Here is a 17,045-nt window from a genome sequence, read left to right as displayed (position 1 = left end):
GAAAGTTAGAAATACTTTTATCATTTTTATAGTTAGCGGCTTCTGGCACGGAGCAAACTGGACTTTTATAGTATGGGGAGCTTTGAATGCTATTTATTTTTTACCCTTGCTTCTTACCAACAAAAACAGGCAAAATATGGAAGTAATTGCCGAAAATTCATATATGCCTTCCTTAAAAGAGTTTGGTCAGATGAGTTTAACCTTTTTTTTAACCGTCATTGCCTGGGTGTTTTTTAGGGCTGAGAATATTAGGCATGCTGTTATATATTTAGGAGGCATGATTAATTCTTCCGTATTTTCATTTCCGGAATTAGTTCCCAAACGCCTTTTTCTACTTCTTCCATTTTTTATTTTTCTTGAATGGTTTGGAAGGAAGAATCAATTTCCGTTGGAACAAGGATTTCATCTGAATAGTAGAACATTAAGATTCTTTCTTTATTTTATTTTGGGAGTATTAATCATATGGTCGGGAAGTAAATTAACCACTCAAGAATTTATTTATTTTCAATTTTAAGTAATGAGATTATTTATCAAAAGATTCTTCCAATATTTAATTGCTTTTTCATTGATCTATTTTTTTTATTATTATTCTCTCGACACTTATTATAATGCTGAGGATCCTGAAAATGCGATATTTATTTGGGGAGATTCACAAGCTTATAGAGGACTTGATTTAATTGAACTTAGAAAAAATACACAAAGAAATATTTATACGGCGGCAAGACATGGAGCTGGTGTATATGATTTCCTTGTTTTTGCTGAACGTGTCCCAATAAATTCTACTGTTTTGGTGGCAATTTCTAAACCTGCTCAATTACGTCCCAAAAAAAGGGATAGAAATAAGAGCTCTATTTCGATTACCGCTTTAAATACTCTTTTAAGTAATAATTATACCAGTTCAGATATTAGTGTAATTATCAAAAAAAATATTATAACTCCACAAAACTTGTTTATAGAAAAAACCTCCCTATATGAGTACTCAGATAGTATTATAAAGGAGCCAATTGAATCTTTTAAAGAAATTTATAATAATAAACCCTCTTATCTTGAAGAGAAGCAGAGTATTTATATAAAAGGGATTAAAAATTTGGTTAATAAGAATTGTACTATTCATTTAATTAGTTTCCCGTATTCTGACTTATTAAATGAGATGGAAAATAATTCTCCTATTAAAAATAAAACTGATCAATTTTTCATGGATGCTGTTCAAATTATTAGAGTCAATAGAATAGATACCTTAAAATTGGACACTAATAAGCAAGTTATGCATGATTTAACGCATTTAAATAATTATGGGGCTAAACAGGTTTCAATTTTAATTAGCAAAAAGCTAGTAGAAAAAGAACCATCGGCTACGTATATATCAAAATAAAATAAATTTTCTATATAGGCATATTCAATTATATGAGGATAAAGGAGTTACCTATTTTAACATGTGCTATAAATGCTTTTTAACTCACTTGATTTTGCAATTTTTTTACCGATTTTGTTTATCTTATACTGGTTTGTTTTTAACCGGAATCTCAAATGGCAAAACCTTTTAGTTGCTGCAGCGAGTTATTGGTTTTATGGTTGGTGGGATTGGAGATTCTTATCCCTAATTTTATTTAGCACCTTTGTGGACTATACTATTGGAGTTAGTTTAGGCAAAAAAAACTCTCCATCCAAAAGGAAGATTTTACTTTGGATTAGCATTCTGGTAAATTTAGGTTTTCTGGGGGTTTTTAAATACTACAATTTTTTTCTGGATAACTTTAAATCAGCATTTAGCATTGCCGGATATGAACTTAATGCCAATTCTTTGGATATCATCCTACCTGTAGGTATAAGCTTTTATACATTTCAAACATTGAGTTATACGATAGATGTATATAAAAAGCGCCTAGAACCAACAAAGGATTTTATCTCTTTTGCTGCCTTCGTGAGTTTTTTTCCTCAATTAGTAGCGGGTCCCATTGAAAGAGCAACCAATTTACTGCCTCAGTTTTATAAAAATAGGAAGTTTAAATATTCTCAGGGAGTTGATGGTCTTCGCCAAATTTTATGGGGTTTGTTTAAAAAAGTAGTAATTGCAGATAATTGCGCAATATATGCCAATCACATATTTGATAATTCAGAAGATCTTTCGGGAAGTACCTTGTTGTTAGGAGCGATTTTCTTTACTTTTCAGATATATGGAGATTTTTCAGGATATTCAGATATAGCGATTGGAACTGCAAGGTTATTTGGTTTTAATTTAATGCAAAATTTTGCATTTCCATACTTTTCGAGAGATATTGCTGAATTCTGGCGACGGTGGCATATTTCTTTGTCTACCTGGTTTAGAGATTATCTCTATATCCCCTTGGGTGGAAGTCGGGGAGGGATATGGATGAAAATTAGAAATACTTTTATAATTTTTATAGTTAGTGGTTTCTGGCACGGTGCAAACTGGACTTTTATAGTCTGGGGAGGATTAAATGCGATATATTTTTTACCCTTACTCCTTACCAAAAATAACCGGCAGAATATGGGGGTAATAGCCCAAAACTCTTATTTGCCAAACTTGAAAGAATTAGGCCAGATGACTTTGACATTTGGGTTAACCGTAATTGCTTGGGTGTTTTTCAGGGCTGAAAATATTAGCCACGCGATTAATTATTTAGGGAGAATATTTTCTAAATCTTTGTTTCGTATTCCTAATTATGAAGGAGTTGCATACGCTAAATATCTTCTATTGATATTAATAATCTTTTTAATCATTGAGTGGTTGGGAAGAAGAGATCGATTTGCCCTAGAAAATAATTTATTCAAATTATCACCAACTACACGAGTATTTGCCTATTATACCATTATTTTGATAATTTTTCTTGCCGCAGGAAAAGAACAACAATTCATATACTTTCAATTTTGATGATTAAATTATTTTTAAGTAAAGTAATTAAGATTTTGCTGCCAATCCTTCTTTTAATGGGTGTTTTGGAAGTTGCGTTGCGAAGAATTCCGAATGATTATTCTATTAAATATTCACATTTAAATAATAATGCTGGTAAATTAAAAACTCTGGTTTTAGGTAGTTCTCATTTTTATCGTGGAGTTGACCCAAGTAAACTTCCTCAGCCGGCATATAATGCAGCGATGTTCTCACAATCTATAGATTATGATTATAAGGTTTTGGTGAAGTTTGAAGATGAACTTGATAATCTGGAAAATATTATTTTACCGATAAGTTATTTTAGCCTTTTTACAAATCTGGAAACAGGGATTGAATTCTGGAGGGAAAAGGATTACAATATATATTATGAATTGGGCGAATTTCATAGCTTGGAACTAAGTAAGAGAAATGGATTTCAAAATTTAATACGAGTTTATAATTATTATTTGAAAGGAGAGTCTTATGTGCAGGTGAATGAATTAGGTTGGGGCAAAAAAAGTGGAGTGGCTTCTCGTTATGAATTAATTGAATCTGGTGTTCAAGCAGCTGAAAGGCATACAGCCAATAATTTTGATTTGTTATCCGATCAATTAAACTATCTAAAGAAAATAATTGATATGGCTGAAAAAAATCAATGGAAGTTATACCTTATAACCCCTCCAGGATACACCACATATACTTCCCGACTATCTGATAGGCAATTGAACAAAACTCTGGAAATCTCAAAAAAATTTGATGATAAGTTTGGTTTTGTTTATTATAAGAATTTTTTGAAGGCAGATTTTTTAAATGCCAGCGATTATTTCGATGCTGATCATTTAAACGAAAATGGGGCAGAGAAATTTTCAAATGCTGTTAATTCTTTTTTAATCGAAAATAATTAATAAGTTATTTTAATTCAGGGTCGAATTAGTTTCTAGACTTCTGGAATACTTAATGTTACCTTATTAAGTTTATAAGAGAACCGTTAGTAATTTTCAAAAAGATAAATTCTCTTTATAGGAAAAATATCAACCTTTTTCAAGCTTTAAGTTTTCTTTAGTAACAGGCTATTTAAGAAGTCTTATCTTTGCCGCTGTTCAAATGTTAAAATCCCATTCCTACATGATTAATTTTTCAAAGGAGAAAATTGCGGGTGATAAAATTCTGGTTACCGGAGGAGCTGGATTTATCGGCTCTAATTTATGCGAAACTTTACTTAGTCTGGATGCAAAGGTAATTTGTCTGGATAATTTTGCAACCGGACATCGGCATAATTTGGAAGCTTTTATAAACCATCCAAATTTTACACTGATCGAAGGAGATATTCGTGATCTTGAAACCTGTAAAAAAGCCTGTGCTGGGGTAAACTATGTTTTACATGAAGCAGCGCTGGGGTCTGTCCCCAGGTCTATCAATGATCCAATTACCAGTAATGAAGTGAATGTTTCCGGCTTCTTAAATATGTTAGTTGCCGCAAGGGACGTAGGTGTTAAAAGGTTTATTTATGCTGCCAGCTCGTCAACCTACGGGGACTCAGAAAAGCTTCCAAAAGTTGAAGATGAGATAGGAAAACCTCTTTCCCCATATGCGATCACTAAATATGTGAATGAATTATATGCTGATATATTCCATCAGTCATATGGTTTGGATACTATCGGTCTCCGATATTTTAATGTTTTTGGAAGAAAGCAGGATCCCGAGGGCGCTTACGCCGCAGTGATTCCTAAGTTCGTGATGCAGTTTATGAAGCATGAAAGTCCGGTAATAAATGGTGACGGCACTTATTCAAGGGATTTTACTTATATTGATAATGTGATCCAGATGAATTTACTGGCTATGATAACTGATAACCCGGAAGCCGTTAATGAAGTTTATAATACTGCAGTTGGAGACCGAACCAACCTGGTAGAACTTACGCAATTGTTGAAAAAGTATCTTTCAGAATATGATCCTGAAATTGCAAATGTGGACGTGATTCATGGTCCTAATCGTCCGGGAGATATACCACATTCCCTCGCTTCAGTGGAAAAAGCTGAAAAATTAATGGATTACAAGCCATCTCATAACATTGAAGATGGAATAAAAGAAGCAATTGATTGGTATTGGGAGAATTTAAAAAATTAGTGGCTGAAGATTTTCAAATATTAGACCGGGACTCTAAATTCTTTGACCTAAGGGTAGCTCAACTTAAAAGAAATATTCTGGAGGTGAAATCTTTAAATGAAATTTTAGCTTCACTAAAAGAGGCTGAGGTAGATTTAGCTTATTATATGACCGATGAATTTTTGAAGGAAATTCAAATTCAAAAGTTCTATCAAATCAAGCTGGTAGAAAAAAGAATTCTACTAACTAAAGATTTAAGTTTAGATTCGAAGATTCACCCTAATATTAGCGAATATAATGAATCTGAGCCAAGTTCAGATCTGCTTGAATTGGCATTGATGGCCGGACAGCAAACCAGGTTTAATACCGATCCAAATTTTTCTCCCGATTTATATAAGAAATTGTTTAGCAGATGGATTGAAAAATCTGTAAGTGGAGAAATGGCCTCCCATGTATTAGTGTATAAAATTGAGGAACGGATTGTTGGCTTCGTGAGTTTAAGAACAGACAGGGAAAAACCTCATGTGGTTCTCCTGGCGGTACATCCTGATTTTGAAGGAAGGGGGATAGCTTTTATGTTACTTTCAGCTGCAGAAAGAATTTTTCTGGATCTCGGTTTTACTGAAATTTCAGGGGCTACTTTATTGAACAATAAAAAGGCGCTTTCTGTTTATAAAAGACATGGATCTCAAAGAGAGAAAATAGAATATGTGTATCATTTTTGGAAAAACAAGATAGATGAATAAGAAAATAGCTATAATAGGTCTTGGATATGTTGGATTACCTCTTGCAAGATTATTCGCAACAAAATATAGCGTTGTTGGTTTTGATATTAATCAGGCCAGAGTTAAAGAACTGATGAGGGGAGTAGACTCTACACTGGAAGTTGAAGATGCTCTGCTGAGATCGGTTCTCAAGACTAAACCCGATTCGGAAAACGGATTGTATTGTTCAGCTGATTTTGAAGATATAAAAGACTGTAATTATTATATTATTACGGTTCCTACTCCTGTAGATAAAAATAATCGGCCAGATCTTACTCCTCTTTATAAGAGCAGTGAATCGGTAGGGAAGCTGTTAAAAAAAGGAGATATTGTAATTTATGAGTCCACTGTTTATCCTGGTGTGACAGAAGATGAATGTGTACCTGTTCTTGAAAGAATAAGCGGTCTGGTATTTAATGAAGACTTCTTTGTTGGATATTCGCCTGAAAGAATAAATCCTGGCGATAAAGAGCATACGGTGGAGAAAATTCTTAAAGTGACAGCAGGTTCTACTCCTGATGTTGGAGAAAAAGTTAATGAGTTATATGCATCAATAATTACTGCAGGCACTCATCTGGCTCCTAATATAAAGGTAGCGGAAGCAGCCAAGGTAATTGAAAATTCACAAAGGGATATCAATATTGCTTTCGTTAATGAACTGGCGAAGATATTCAATATGATGAATATTGACACCCAGGCGGTTCTTGAGGCTGCAGGCACCAAATGGAATTTCCTTCCGTTCAGGCCGGGGCTGGTAGGAGGGCATTGCATAGGGGTGGATCCTTATTACCTAGCACAGAAGGCTCAGGAGATCGGGTATCATCCTGAGATTATACTTGCCGGGCGAAGAATGAATGACAGTATGGGGCAGTATGTCGCAAGTGAAGTAGTTAAGTTGATGCTTCAAAATGATCAGAAAGTGAAAGGAGCGGAGATTTTAATCCTGGGTATTACCTTTAAGGAAAACTGTCCGGATGTAAGAAATACAAAGGTTGTGGATGTTATTAAGAACCTGAGGGAATATGGAACCAATGTAACTATTTTTGATCCTTTGGCTAATCCAGAGGAGGTGGAGCATGAATATAACCTGAAAACGGTTAAGGTACTTCCTGAGAAAAAATTTGATGCGGTTGTATTAGCGGTTGCACACAAACAGTTCCTAAATCTGGATTTTGATAAATTAAAGAATGGTCAGACCGTAATTTATGATGTAAAAGGAGTGCTAGGCAATAAATGCGATAGAAAATTATAATATTTAATATCACTTAGAGCTGAAGGCTTTAAGCTAATAGCTTATAAATGAAAATAAAGAATATTTGTTGTATTGGAGCCGGTTATGTTGGAGGACCTACTATGGCAGTAATTGCTCAGAAATGTCCTGAAATAAATGTTACGGTTGTAGATATAAATGAAAAAAGGATAGAAGCCTGGAATGATAAGGATGTAGAAAATATTCCAGTCTATGAACCGGGATTATCAAAGGTAATAGCTGAGACTAGAGATAGGAATCTGTTTTTTTCTACAGATATTGATTCGGCAATCGACAAGGCCGATATGGTCTTTATTTCTGTGAACACTCCAACCAAGACTTATGGAATAGGTAAGGGGATGGCTGCTGACCTTAAGTATATTGAATTGTGTGCAAGGCAGATAGCCAGGGTGTCAAAAAGCGATAAAATTGTGGTGGAGAAATCAACCCTGCCTGTAAGGACCGCTGAAGCCCTGAAAAATATTCTTGATAATACAGGCAATGGAGTGAATTATCAGATACTTTCTAATCCTGAATTTCTTGCTGAAGGTACTGCTGTTGAAGACCTACTTAATCCTGACAGAGTGTTAATTGGAGGTGATGTTGAATCCCCTCAGGGAAAGGAGGCTATGCAGGCTCTTGTGGACGTGTATGCGCACTGGGTGGACAAATCGAGGATTTTAACCACAAGTGTGTGGTCGTCTGAACTTTCCAAGCTTACTGCAAATGCTTTTCTTGCTCAAAGGGTATCCAGTATTAATGCGATGTCTGAACTCTGTGAAAAGACAGGAGCAGATGTTAATGAGGTAGCTAAAGCGGTAGGAATGGATTCCCGGATTGGGCCTAAATTCCTTAAAGCATCAGTTGGCTTTGGAGGTTCCTGCTTTCAGAAGGATATATTGAATCTGGTCTATATAGCTAAATCTTTTGGACTAAACGAGGTAGCAGATTACTGGGAGCAGGTGATTATTATTAACGATCATCAGAAAAGAAGGTTCGCTGCTAATGTTGTTAAAACTTTATTCAATACTGTTTCCGGTAAGAAGATAGCTTTCTTAGGTTGGGCATTCAAAAAAGATACTAATGATACACGCGAATCTGCTGCTATTTATGTTGCAGATTACCTTTTGAATGAGCAGGCAGAAATTGTGATTTACGATCCAAAGGTAAAGGCAGAACAAATATATGCAGATCTTGATTATTTGAATTCAAGGCCTTGTGAAGAAAACAGAAGGTGTGTTACTGTGGCAAATAATTCTTACACGGCTGGAAAAGATGCCCATGCCATTTTGGTTCTTACGGAGTGGGACGAATTTAAAACCTTAAACTGGGAAAAGATATATAATGATATGCTAAAACCTGCTTTTCTCTTTGATGGTCGCAGGTTACTTGAAAGAAAAATCAAAGAAAAAATTGGTTTTGAATTTTATGCAATTGGATCGTAAAAAGGGATATATGGATAAGAGATTGGTGACAGCTATTAGGGCCTCTATCGTGGCAGGAGGGGAGATAATGGAGGTGTATAATTCAGCTGATTTTAATATTGAACAAAAAGAAGATGATTCTCCTTTAACAGTAGCGGATATTAGATCAAATTCTGTTATTAACCAATATCTTAATTCTACGGGAATACCAATTATTAGTGAAGAAAACAGACAATTGGATTATGAGGAACGAAAGGCTTGGGACCTCTGCTGGATAGTAGATCCCCTGGATGGCACAAAAGAGTTTATAAAGAGAAATGGGGAGTTCACTGTGAATATCGCATTAATAGAGGATTCTTTGCCATTATTAGGAGTGATATTTGTTCCGGCTAAAAATATCATTTATTATGGTGACGGAGAGAATGCCTGGAAGCAGAAGCTGAAAGATGCGGAAAATTTTGATCATTCAAAATCCACAAAAATAGGTCCTGGCAAAATTGACGGGAAAATAAGAGTAGTGGGGAGTCGATCTCATATGAATAAGGATACCGAAAGGTACATTGCCACCCTAAAAGAGCATTATAATCAGGAAATTGATGTGGTCTCCCGGGGAAGTTCGCTGAAGTTCTGCCTTGTAGCAGAAGGAGTGGCTGATGTCTACCCTCGTTTCGCGCCTACCATGGAATGGGATACGGCCGCTGGCCAGGCAATTTGTAATTCGGTGGGTCTTAGCGTAGTTGATAAAAATACTGGGGAAGAAATGATATACAATCGGCCTCAACTTTTAAACAGTCATTTCTTAGTTTCGGCAATTGGCTAGATCTTACAAACGACATATTGCTAAAGCTGTTACCTGGAGGATAGTTGGTACCTTGGACACTATACTTCTATCCTGGATCATAACGGAAAACCCATATACCGGTTTGAAAATTGGTCTTTCCGAAGTTATAACTAAAATGATTTTATACTATGGTCATGAAAGGATCTGGTTTAATATCAAAGCGGGTGTAACAAAATATGGAGATAGCCGAAAAAGACATTTAGCAAAGACGGTTACCTGGAGAATAGTGGGGACTCTGGATACTATGTTGCTGGCGTGGTGGATATCAGGTAATCCTTTCACTGGACTCAAAATAGGTCTCATTGAAGTAATTACGAAAATGGTATTATATTACTTACATGAAAGAACATGGTATAATTTTGATTATGGTTTGCATAAAAGAAGGAATAAGCAGTTGCAGAATAAAAAGTTTGAAAAAGCACAAGAAGTAAGTTATAGTGATGAATAATATAATTCCTCATACTTTTAATATACAGAGAGAAGACCGGAAAAAGCAAAAAGGTCATAGCTCATTTGTAGTTTGGTTCACCGGTCTTTCAGGATCTGGTAAATCCACTCTGGCCAATATGGTCGAAAAAAGATTGTTCGACCTTGGAGTTCATACTTTTGCTTTGGATGGGGATAATGTTCGTAGCGGATTGAATAAAAATCTTGGTTTTACAAGGGAAGATCGCAAAGAGAATCTTAGACGAATAGCAGAAGTGGCAAAACTCTTTGTAAATTCAGGTAACATCATAATTGCTTCATTTATTTCTCCCTTAAAGGCCGATAGAGATTTTATTAAAGAGATTATAGGAGAAGATGATTTTATTGAAATTTTTGTGAATACGCCTCTTGAGGTTTGTGAGGCCAGGGATGTTAAAGGTTTGTATAAAAAAGCAAGAGCTGGAGAGATCAAAAATTTTACAGGAATAGATGCACCATATGAACATCCTGATTCTCCTGATATTGAAGTTAGGACAGATAAGGAAGATGCGGAAGATGCAGTTGACAGAATTGTCACGTTTTTAAAAACCAAATTGGAAATTATTAAGTAATGAGTAAATATTATCTGAATTACCTTGATGAATTAGAATCTGAAGCCATTTTCATCTTACGTGAAGTTTGGGCTCAGTTTGAGAATCCGGTGATATTGTTTTCCGGAGGGAAAGATTCTATTGTGGTCACTCATTTAGCTAAAAAAGCCTATTATCCCAGTAAAATACCTTTTGCTTTAATGCATGTGGATACCGGTCACAATTTTCCTGAAACGATAAAATTCCGGGATGATTTGATCAATAATCTTGGTGTTAAATTAATTGTGGGGTCTGTTCAGGAATCCATAGATAATGGAAGGGTTGCTGAAGAAAAAGGAAAGAATGCCACCAGAAACGCTTTGCAAATCACCACACTTCTGGATGCTATTGAAGAACATAAAGTAGATTGCGCTATAGGGGGAGGACGAAGGGATGAGGAAAAAGCAAGAGCAAAGGAAAGGTTCTTTTCCCATAGAAATGATTTTGGAGAGTGGGATCCTAAAAATCAACGTCCGGAATTATGGAACCTGCTAAACGGAAAGCACTTTGAAGGAGAACACTTCAGAGCATTTCCCATTAGTAACTGGACAGAGATGGATGTATGGAATTATATTAAACGCGAGAATATAAACATTCCATCTTTATATTTTGCTCATACAAGAGATGTGGTTTTTAGAAATAATTCCTGGATCCCGGTATCTCAGTTTTTAAAACTGGAAGAAGGTGAAAAGATTGAAAAGAAGAAGATAAGGTTTAGAACCCTTGGGGATATTACTATTACGGGTGGTATTGAGTCTGACGCAGATACTCTTGAGAAAATAGTGGATGAGGTTTCGATGATGAGGAAAACCGAAAGAGGAGACCGTTCTGATGATAAAAGATCGGAAACGGCGATGGAGGATCGAAAAAGACAGGGATATTTTTAATGAAGCTATAAGCTATAAGTTTTAGCCTGGTAGGTATTTAATAAACATGGATTTTAAAAAATATAAAAACTCTGTACCTGGATCTGAATCCGGACTCTAAATAAGAGTACTATTTAGATAAAATAATAGGCTTGGAGCTTATCGCTTAAAGCTAAATGTTATAAGAAATGAAAATAAATAATAATCAATTATTAAGATTTACTACGGCAGGAAGTGTGGATGATGGCAAAAGCACCCTCATCGGAAGACTTCTTTTTGATTCTAAATCTATATTTGAAGATCAGCTAGAATCGGTAAGCGCTACTAGTGAAAGGAAGGGGCATGATGGGGTTGATCTGGCTTTATTCACAGATGGACTCAAGGATGAGAGAGAGCAGGGCATCACTATTGATGTTGCTTACAGGTATTTTACTACTCCTAAACGTAAATTTATAATTGCCGATACTCCCGGACATATTCAGTATACACGCAATATGGTGACTGGGGCTTCAACTGCAAATGCAGCGGTAATCCTTATAGATGCAAGGCATGGAGTAATCGAGCAGACCAAAAGACATTCCTTTATAGCTTCCTTATTGAACATTCCGCACCTTATTGTGTGTGTAAACAAAATGGACCTTGTAGAATATTCTGAAGAGAGATTTAATGAAATTATAGGCCAGTTTGAAGAATTTTCATCTAAGCTTCTGGTAAAGGATGTACGTTTTATTCCAATTAGTGCTCTATTGGGGGATAATGTTGTTAATAGATCTGAGAATATGGATTGGTACCAGGGAGGAACGCTTTTGAACATTCTTGAAACACTTCATATTAGTAGTGATATTAATAAGATAGATGCTAGATTTCCGGTTCAGACTGTATTAAGACCACAAAACGATGAACATAGAGATTATAGAGGCTATGCAGGTAGAGTTGCGAGTGGGATCTATAGAGTAGGTGATGAAGTGGCTGTTTTGCCCTCAGGTTTTACCTCCCGGATCAAATCTATAAATAATGGGGGAGATGATATTGAAGAAGCTTATGCGCCTATGTCTATAGCTATTACTTTAGAGGATGATATAGATGTTAGCAGGGGGGATATGATTGTTAAAAAAAATAATCAGCCCGAAGCGGAACAGGAGTTTGATATTATGCTTTGCTGGCTTCATAATGAGCCTGCCAGGCCACGTGCCAAATACACTGTAATGCACACTACTAATGAGCAAAGAGCTATGATCAAAGAAGTAGTCTATAAGATCGATATTAATTCCTATAATCGAAATACAGAGGATAAAGATCTTACCATGAACGATATTTCCAGGGTAAAGGTAAGGACCACCCGTAGGCTTATGCTTGATAGTTACAGGGATAATCGTAATACCGGAAGTATCATACTTATAGATGAGAATACGAATGAAACCGTTGCAGCGGGGATGATTATTTAATTATATGAGTAAAAAGAAAATTTTAATTACTGGAGGGGCTGGTTTCATAGGTTCCCATGTTATAAGGATATTTGTAAATAAATATCCGGATTATAAAATATATAATCTGGATGCATTGACTTACGCAGGAAATCTTGAAAATTTAAAGGATATTGAGGATTCTGATAACTATACATTTTTAAAGGCTGATATTAATGATGAAGAAGAGATGGAGCGTTTGTTTACAGAACATCAATTTGATTCTGTTATTCATTTGGCAGCAGAGTCTCATGTAGATCGATCTATAACAGACCCATTGGCATTTGTAAAGACCAATGTTATTGGGACGATGAATTTATTAAATTCGGCCAAAAAATTATGGGAGGATAATCTTGAAAATAAGTTATTCTATCATATCAGTACCGATGAGGTTTATGGAACCTTGGGAGAGACCGGTCTTTTTACTGAAAAGACTTCTTATGATCCTAATTCGCCATATTCCGCCTCAAAGGCCAGTTCAGATCATTTTGTGAGAGCATATGGTGAAACCTATAATCTGCCCTATATTATTTCCAATTGCTCTAATAATTATGGCCCAAATCAGTTTCCGGAAAAATTAATTCCTTTATTTATTAATAATATTGTAGAACGCAAAGCGTTACCGGTTTATGGAGACGGAAAATATACCAGAGACTGGTTATATGTAATAGATCACGCAAGAGCAATTGATCTGGCATTTCACAAAGGCAAAATTAAAGACACTTATAATATTGGAGGGTTTAATGAATGGCAGAATATAGATCTAATTCAATTGCTTTGTAAAATTATGGATAAGAAACTGGACAGAGATCCGGGTGAATCGGCTAAGCTAATCACTTTTGTGAAGGATCGTCCGGGACACGATAAACGATATGCAATAGATGCCACAAAAATAAATAAGACACTTGGTTGGCATCCATCTGTTACTTTTGAAGAAGGACTTGAATTAACTGTAGATTGGTACCTGAAAAATGCAAACTGGTTGAATAATTTAACTAGCGGTGCTTATCAGGATTATTATAAAGAACAATATTTAAAATAAACCTATTAATCCTCTTTTATCAGTAAAATCCCAAAATATATGAAAGGAATAATTTTAGCCGGAGGTTCCGGAACAAGACTTTATCCAATTACAATTGCAGTTAGTAAGCAATTATTACCAGTATACGATAAACCTATGATATATTATCCTCTATCGGTTCTTATGCTGGCAGGGATTAAAGATATTCTATTCATCACTACTCCTCATGATCAGGACGCATTTAAAAAACTACTCGGAGATGGATCGCATGTTGGATGTAACTTTGAATATGCAGTTCAGGAGGAACCAAAAGGGTTAGCCGAGGCTTTTACAATTGGGCAAAAATTTATAGGAAATGATAAGGTAGCCCTCGTTTTAGGAGATAATATATTTCACGGCAATGGTTTAGGTAGTTTAATACGAAGTAAAATTGATATAGATGGAGCTTCCATTTTTGCTTATCCGGTAAAAGATCCCAAAAGATATGGAGTGGTAGAGTTTGATACTAATAAAAAAGCCGTTAGCATTGAAGAGAAGCCTGAGAAGCCTAAATCAAAGTATGCGGTTCCCGGTCTGTATTTTTATGATAATAGAGTGGTAGAATTTGCTAAACAAGTAGAACCATCTGCCAGGGGAGAAAAAGAGATCTCAACTATAAATCAAATGTACCTCGCTGCCGGTAAACTAGAAGTAGGAGTTATGACAAGAGGTATGAGCTGGTTTGATACAGGTACCGTTGAATCCCTTGATGATGCTACAGAATTTATCAGGGTCTTACAGAACCGCCAAAGTACGATGATAGGTTGTATAGAAGAGGTGGCCTGGGAAAGAGGATTTATAACCAAGGAAAAATTTGCTGCTGCAATTTCCCGGTATGGGAAAAGCAAATATGGTGATTATTTAAAAATAATTGTCAATGATTATAATGCAGGAGCAGAGGGATAATGATTTTTCAGGGAACTTTTTAGATATTCAATAATTACCTTATGAAGAAAATGGATGTAGAAGTTCAAGGTAAAAAGATAGGAATAATAGGCGCTTCATATTTGCAGAAACCTCTAGTTGAAAAAGCTAAGGCCATGGGTGTCGAGAGTCATGTTTTTGCATGGCCTAAAGGAAATGTAGTAGAGGATATTTGTGATTTTTATTACCCAATTTCTATTACCGAAAAGGAGGAAATTTTAGCTATTTGTAGAAAAAATAAAATTGATGGGATAATTTCGATCGCTTCGGATTTGGCTATGCCTACAGTAAATTTTGTGGCAGAAAAAATGAAGTTGACAGGAAACTCTTTAAGATCTACTAGATTTTCTACTGATAAGTTTGAAATGCGGAAGAAGTTAAAAAAAGCGGGACTTAAAACTCCAAATTTTGAATTTTTCTCAGATCCTATCTTTTCCAAATCAGAGAATTTGAAGTTCCCCATTATAGTTAAACCCACAGATCGGTCTGGATCTCGGGGAGTCACAAAAGTAGTAGAAACTCAACATGTTAACTTAGCTATTCAAAAAGCATTAAAAGAAAGTATTAAAAAATGTGCCATAGCTGAGGAGTTTATAGAAGGGAAGGAGTATTCTGTAGAATTTATATCCTTTTCAGGTAAACATTTACCACTTGCAATTACCGAGAAAGTTACAACTGGACCACCTTATTTTATTGAAGTAGAACACCATCAACCGGCAGAAATCAATAAAAAAAATGAGGCAGATATTTTTTCAGAAACAATTCGAGCCCTTGATGCTTTAGAAATACAAAATGGCGTCAGCCATACAGAACTGATTTTGGATAGTAGAAAAAATATTACAATTGTTGAAGTTGCTGGAAGAATGGGAGGGGATTTTATCGGTTCAACTCTGATTGAGCTTTCTTCAGGAATTGACCTTTTAAAAGCAAGTATCCAAGTTTCATTGGGTAGACAGCCTGATTTAATGCCTCACCGAGAAAAACATTTTGCGGGTATCCATTTTCTTACCCAAAATAGACCCTGGGTCCATAAATTTATAAATTCACAAAGCTCGGTTATTTATAAATACGAAATTTTCAAAGAAAACATGACTCATCTGAATAGTAGTGAAGACCGATCAGGTTATGTAATATATAAAGCCGACAGAAAAATTACTTATGGACAATAAGAAAAGAACATATTTTTTAATAACTGGTATGGCCCGTTCAGGTACAACTTTAGTTGAAAAAGTTTTAAATGAACATCCGGAAATCATGGCTCTTTCACAACCCATACCAAAAATATACAGTCTATTTAAAAAAGAGTTTTTACTAAGTTTAAATTGTAAGGACATTCAATATCCTCTTAATAATCTTTTCAACGAAACCCGATATACTAGACAAGATTTTTTACAATTTCTTTCTAATCAATCTATAGGAAGAAATAAAATCTTTAGCGTTCTGAAAGAAATGGAAGGCTGGACTGGGCAAAAGACGGACCTTCGGGAGTCAGAGTTTTTAAAAAGAAAGTTTTCTGAGTTTAAGCTCCAAAAAATATATAAGGATTTGATTTCTCATTTTTCTTTATCTTCTCAAGTTGCAGCAGCTGGTTCAAAGGAAATTATTATTGAGGAGTTCACGGAATTTTTTTTAAACCATAACTGCAAGATTATTATTGTGGTCAGAGATCCGAGAGATGTTTTTACTTCTATAAATGTTGGAAAGGGTTCTGAATATGCAGGTCATGTGCGTCCAACGTTGTTCCATCTTAGAAATTGGCGTAAAAGTGTGGCCATCGTTAATACTTTTAAAGATCATCCAAATTTCTTTTTTCTACGCTATGAAGATTTTATTCAAGATACTGGTATATGCCTTGGCAAATTGACAAACTTTCTTGGAGTAAGTGATTTTGAGAGAGATATTTGGAATGAAACTATTAAGGATAAAGATGGAAAAGAATGGACTGGAAATTCTTCTACTGGAAAACATAGAGGTATTAATTCATCAAATACAGGAAAATATCTTGATCATCTGAATGAAACCACTATTAACTACATTGAATATATCTGTGGTCCAGAGATGAAAGCACTAGGTTATAAAAATACTGTAAATGAAGATTTTCCTGTGCTATTTCAAGAGCCTTTTAAGGTAGTGGAACAAAATTTAGATCAGAATATGAGTACTAATCCAAAGGAATTAGGGTTAGAGAAAATGAGACGCAACTTCTTGTTAGAAGAACACCCATCTAAAGAAAATATTCAAATGTTTTTTTTCAGTAAGGAGAATTTCAATGTTTTAAAGGAATCTTACGATAAAACTTAAGAATTCTCATTATTAAATTATAAAGAGAACTTTAAATGTTTGTATTCCTTGCGAGGGATAAGAGGTTTTTTATTGGGATTTTTTTCAATATTTAACCAA

At 35.2% G+C, this 17,045-nt stretch carries 17 protein-coding genes; all 17 read left to right on the top strand.

The features are described 5' to 3' along the window. Positions 1–136: 136 nt before the first annotated feature. The 17 genes from LU635_RS02280 (at position 137) to LU635_RS02200 (ending at position 16,946) form a co-directional block, all read left to right on the top strand. Positions 137–514: an MBOAT family O-acyltransferase gene (locus LU635_RS02280; protein WP_240095772.1), complete on the top strand. Its 378-nt coding sequence runs from the start codon at positions 137–139 to the stop codon at positions 512–514. A 3-nt stretch (positions 515–517) separates the two neighbouring features. Then, the gene (locus LU635_RS02275; protein ID WP_240095768.1) at positions 518–1,372 is read left to right on the top strand and encodes a hypothetical protein; all 855 of its coding nucleotides are present in this window, start codon (positions 518–520) and stop codon (positions 1,370–1,372) included. Positions 1,373–1,444: 72 nt separating this feature from the next. Next, entirely contained in the window at positions 1,445–2,893 is a 1,449-nt protein-coding gene (locus tag LU635_RS02270) for an MBOAT family O-acyltransferase (RefSeq protein WP_240095766.1), read from the top strand. Then, positions 2,893–3,798: a hypothetical protein gene (locus tag LU635_RS02265; protein WP_240095764.1), complete on the top strand. Its 906-nt coding sequence runs from the start codon at positions 2,893–2,895 to the stop codon at positions 3,796–3,798. Before LU635_RS02270 ends, LU635_RS02265 begins: the two co-directional genes overlap by 1 nt. A gap of 220 nt (positions 3,799–4,018) precedes the next feature. After that, a complete protein-coding gene (locus tag LU635_RS02260) occupies positions 4,019–5,020 on the top strand; it encodes an SDR family oxidoreductase (protein WP_240095762.1) in 1,002 nt (333 codons plus the stop codon). Then, entirely contained in the window at positions 4,999–5,745 is a 747-nt protein-coding gene (locus LU635_RS02255; RefSeq protein WP_240095761.1) for a GNAT family N-acetyltransferase, read from the top strand. Before LU635_RS02260 ends, LU635_RS02255 begins: the two co-directional genes overlap by 22 nt. Beyond that, positions 5,738–7,015, top strand: coding sequence for a nucleotide sugar dehydrogenase (locus tag LU635_RS02250; RefSeq protein WP_240095759.1), 1,278 nt, complete (start codon positions 5,738–5,740; stop codon positions 7,013–7,015). Before LU635_RS02255 ends, LU635_RS02250 begins: the two co-directional genes overlap by 8 nt. A gap of 47 nt (positions 7,016–7,062) precedes the next feature. Next, the gene (locus tag LU635_RS02245; protein ID WP_240095756.1) at positions 7,063–8,457 is read left to right on the top strand and encodes a nucleotide sugar dehydrogenase; all 1,395 of its coding nucleotides are present in this window, start codon (positions 7,063–7,065) and stop codon (positions 8,455–8,457) included. Between the two features lie 10 nt (positions 8,458–8,467). Continuing rightward, positions 8,468–9,256, top strand: coding sequence for a 3'(2'),5'-bisphosphate nucleotidase CysQ (gene cysQ, locus LU635_RS02240; RefSeq protein ID WP_240095754.1), 789 nt, complete (start codon positions 8,468–8,470; stop codon positions 9,254–9,256). Beyond that, a complete protein-coding gene (locus LU635_RS02235; protein ID WP_255749030.1) occupies positions 9,249–9,725 on the top strand; it encodes a DUF2061 domain-containing protein in 477 nt (158 codons plus the stop codon). The genes cysQ and LU635_RS02235 overlap by 8 nt, the downstream gene beginning before the upstream one ends. Then, positions 9,718–10,314: an adenylyl-sulfate kinase gene (cysC, locus tag LU635_RS02230; RefSeq protein WP_255749028.1), complete on the top strand. Its 597-nt coding sequence runs from the start codon at positions 9,718–9,720 to the stop codon at positions 10,312–10,314. Before LU635_RS02235 ends, cysC begins: the two co-directional genes overlap by 8 nt. Further along, on the top strand, positions 10,314–11,219 hold the full coding sequence (cysD, locus tag LU635_RS02225; RefSeq protein ID WP_240095750.1) for a sulfate adenylyltransferase subunit CysD: 906 nt from the start codon (positions 10,314–10,316) through the stop codon (positions 11,217–11,219). The genes cysC and cysD overlap by 1 nt, the downstream gene beginning before the upstream one ends. A 167-nt stretch (positions 11,220–11,386) precedes the next feature. After that, positions 11,387–12,643 (top strand): sulfate adenylyltransferase subunit 1, encoded by a 1,257-nt coding sequence (locus tag LU635_RS02220; RefSeq protein ID WP_240095748.1) that lies wholly within the window; start codon positions 11,387–11,389, stop codon positions 12,641–12,643. Between the two features lie 4 nt (positions 12,644–12,647). Next, positions 12,648–13,703, top strand: a complete 1,056-nt coding sequence (rfbB, locus tag LU635_RS02215; RefSeq protein ID WP_240095746.1) for a dTDP-glucose 4,6-dehydratase — start codon at positions 12,648–12,650, stop codon at positions 13,701–13,703. Positions 13,704–13,742: 39 nt separating this feature from the next. Then, complete coding sequence (rfbA, locus tag LU635_RS02210) at positions 13,743–14,627, top strand: glucose-1-phosphate thymidylyltransferase RfbA (RefSeq protein WP_240095744.1); 885 nt, start codon at positions 13,743–13,745, stop codon at positions 14,625–14,627. 41 nt (positions 14,628–14,668) lie between these two features. Continuing rightward, complete coding sequence (locus LU635_RS02205) at positions 14,669–15,814, top strand: ATP-grasp domain-containing protein (protein WP_240095742.1); 1,146 nt, start codon at positions 14,669–14,671, stop codon at positions 15,812–15,814. Beyond that, the gene (locus LU635_RS02200) at positions 15,804–16,946 is read left to right on the top strand and encodes a sulfotransferase domain-containing protein (protein WP_240095740.1); all 1,143 of its coding nucleotides are present in this window, start codon (positions 15,804–15,806) and stop codon (positions 16,944–16,946) included. The genes LU635_RS02205 and LU635_RS02200 overlap by 11 nt, the downstream gene beginning before the upstream one ends. The last annotated feature ends 99 nt before the right edge of the window (positions 16,947–17,045 follow it).

This window comes from Christiangramia crocea (genome assembly GCF_022410465.1).
GTDB classification, from domain to species: domain Bacteria; phylum Bacteroidota; class Bacteroidia; order Flavobacteriales; family Flavobacteriaceae; genus Christiangramia; species Christiangramia crocea.
The sequence above is the reverse complement of the archived record's forward strand: the minus strand, read 5'-3'. Positions and strand labels throughout refer to the sequence as shown.

Excerpts from the sequence above, each read along its gene's own strand:
- LU635_RS02265 (WP_240095764.1), top strand. The coding sequence starts at position 2,893 with ATGATTAAATTATTTTTAAGTAAAGTAATTAAGATTTTGCTGCCAATC.
- LU635_RS02245 (WP_240095756.1), top strand. The coding sequence starts at position 7,063 with ATGAAAATAAAGAATATTTGTTGTATTGGAGCCGGTTATGTTGGAGGA.
- LU635_RS02280 (WP_240095772.1), top strand. The coding sequence starts at position 137 with ATGGAAGTAATTGCCGAAAATTCATATATGCCTTCCTTAAAAGAGTTT.
- LU635_RS02205 (WP_240095742.1), top strand. The coding sequence starts at position 14,669 with ATGAAGAAAATGGATGTAGAAGTTCAAGGTAAAAAGATAGGAATAATA.
- rfbB (WP_240095746.1), top strand. The coding sequence starts at position 12,648 with ATGAGTAAAAAGAAAATTTTAATTACTGGAGGGGCTGGTTTCATAGGT.
- cysC (WP_255749028.1), top strand. The coding sequence starts at position 9,718 with ATGAATAATATAATTCCTCATACTTTTAATATACAGAGAGAAGACCGG.
- cysD (WP_240095750.1), top strand. The coding sequence starts at position 10,314 with ATGAGTAAATATTATCTGAATTACCTTGATGAATTAGAATCTGAAGCC.
- LU635_RS02260 (WP_240095762.1), top strand. The coding sequence starts at position 4,019 with ATGATTAATTTTTCAAAGGAGAAAATTGCGGGTGATAAAATTCTGGTT.
- LU635_RS02270 (WP_240095766.1), top strand. The coding sequence starts at position 1,445 with ATGCTTTTTAACTCACTTGATTTTGCAATTTTTTTACCGATTTTGTTT.
- rfbA (WP_240095744.1), top strand. The coding sequence starts at position 13,743 with ATGAAAGGAATAATTTTAGCCGGAGGTTCCGGAACAAGACTTTATCCA.
- cysQ (WP_240095754.1), top strand. The coding sequence starts at position 8,468 with ATGGATAAGAGATTGGTGACAGCTATTAGGGCCTCTATCGTGGCAGGA.
- LU635_RS02220 (WP_240095748.1), top strand. The coding sequence starts at position 11,387 with ATGAAAATAAATAATAATCAATTATTAAGATTTACTACGGCAGGAAGT.
- LU635_RS02250 (WP_240095759.1), top strand. The coding sequence starts at position 5,738 with ATGAATAAGAAAATAGCTATAATAGGTCTTGGATATGTTGGATTACCT.
- LU635_RS02200 (WP_240095740.1), top strand. The coding sequence starts at position 15,804 with ATGGACAATAAGAAAAGAACATATTTTTTAATAACTGGTATGGCCCGT.
- LU635_RS02275 (WP_240095768.1), top strand. The coding sequence starts at position 518 with ATGAGATTATTTATCAAAAGATTCTTCCAATATTTAATTGCTTTTTCA.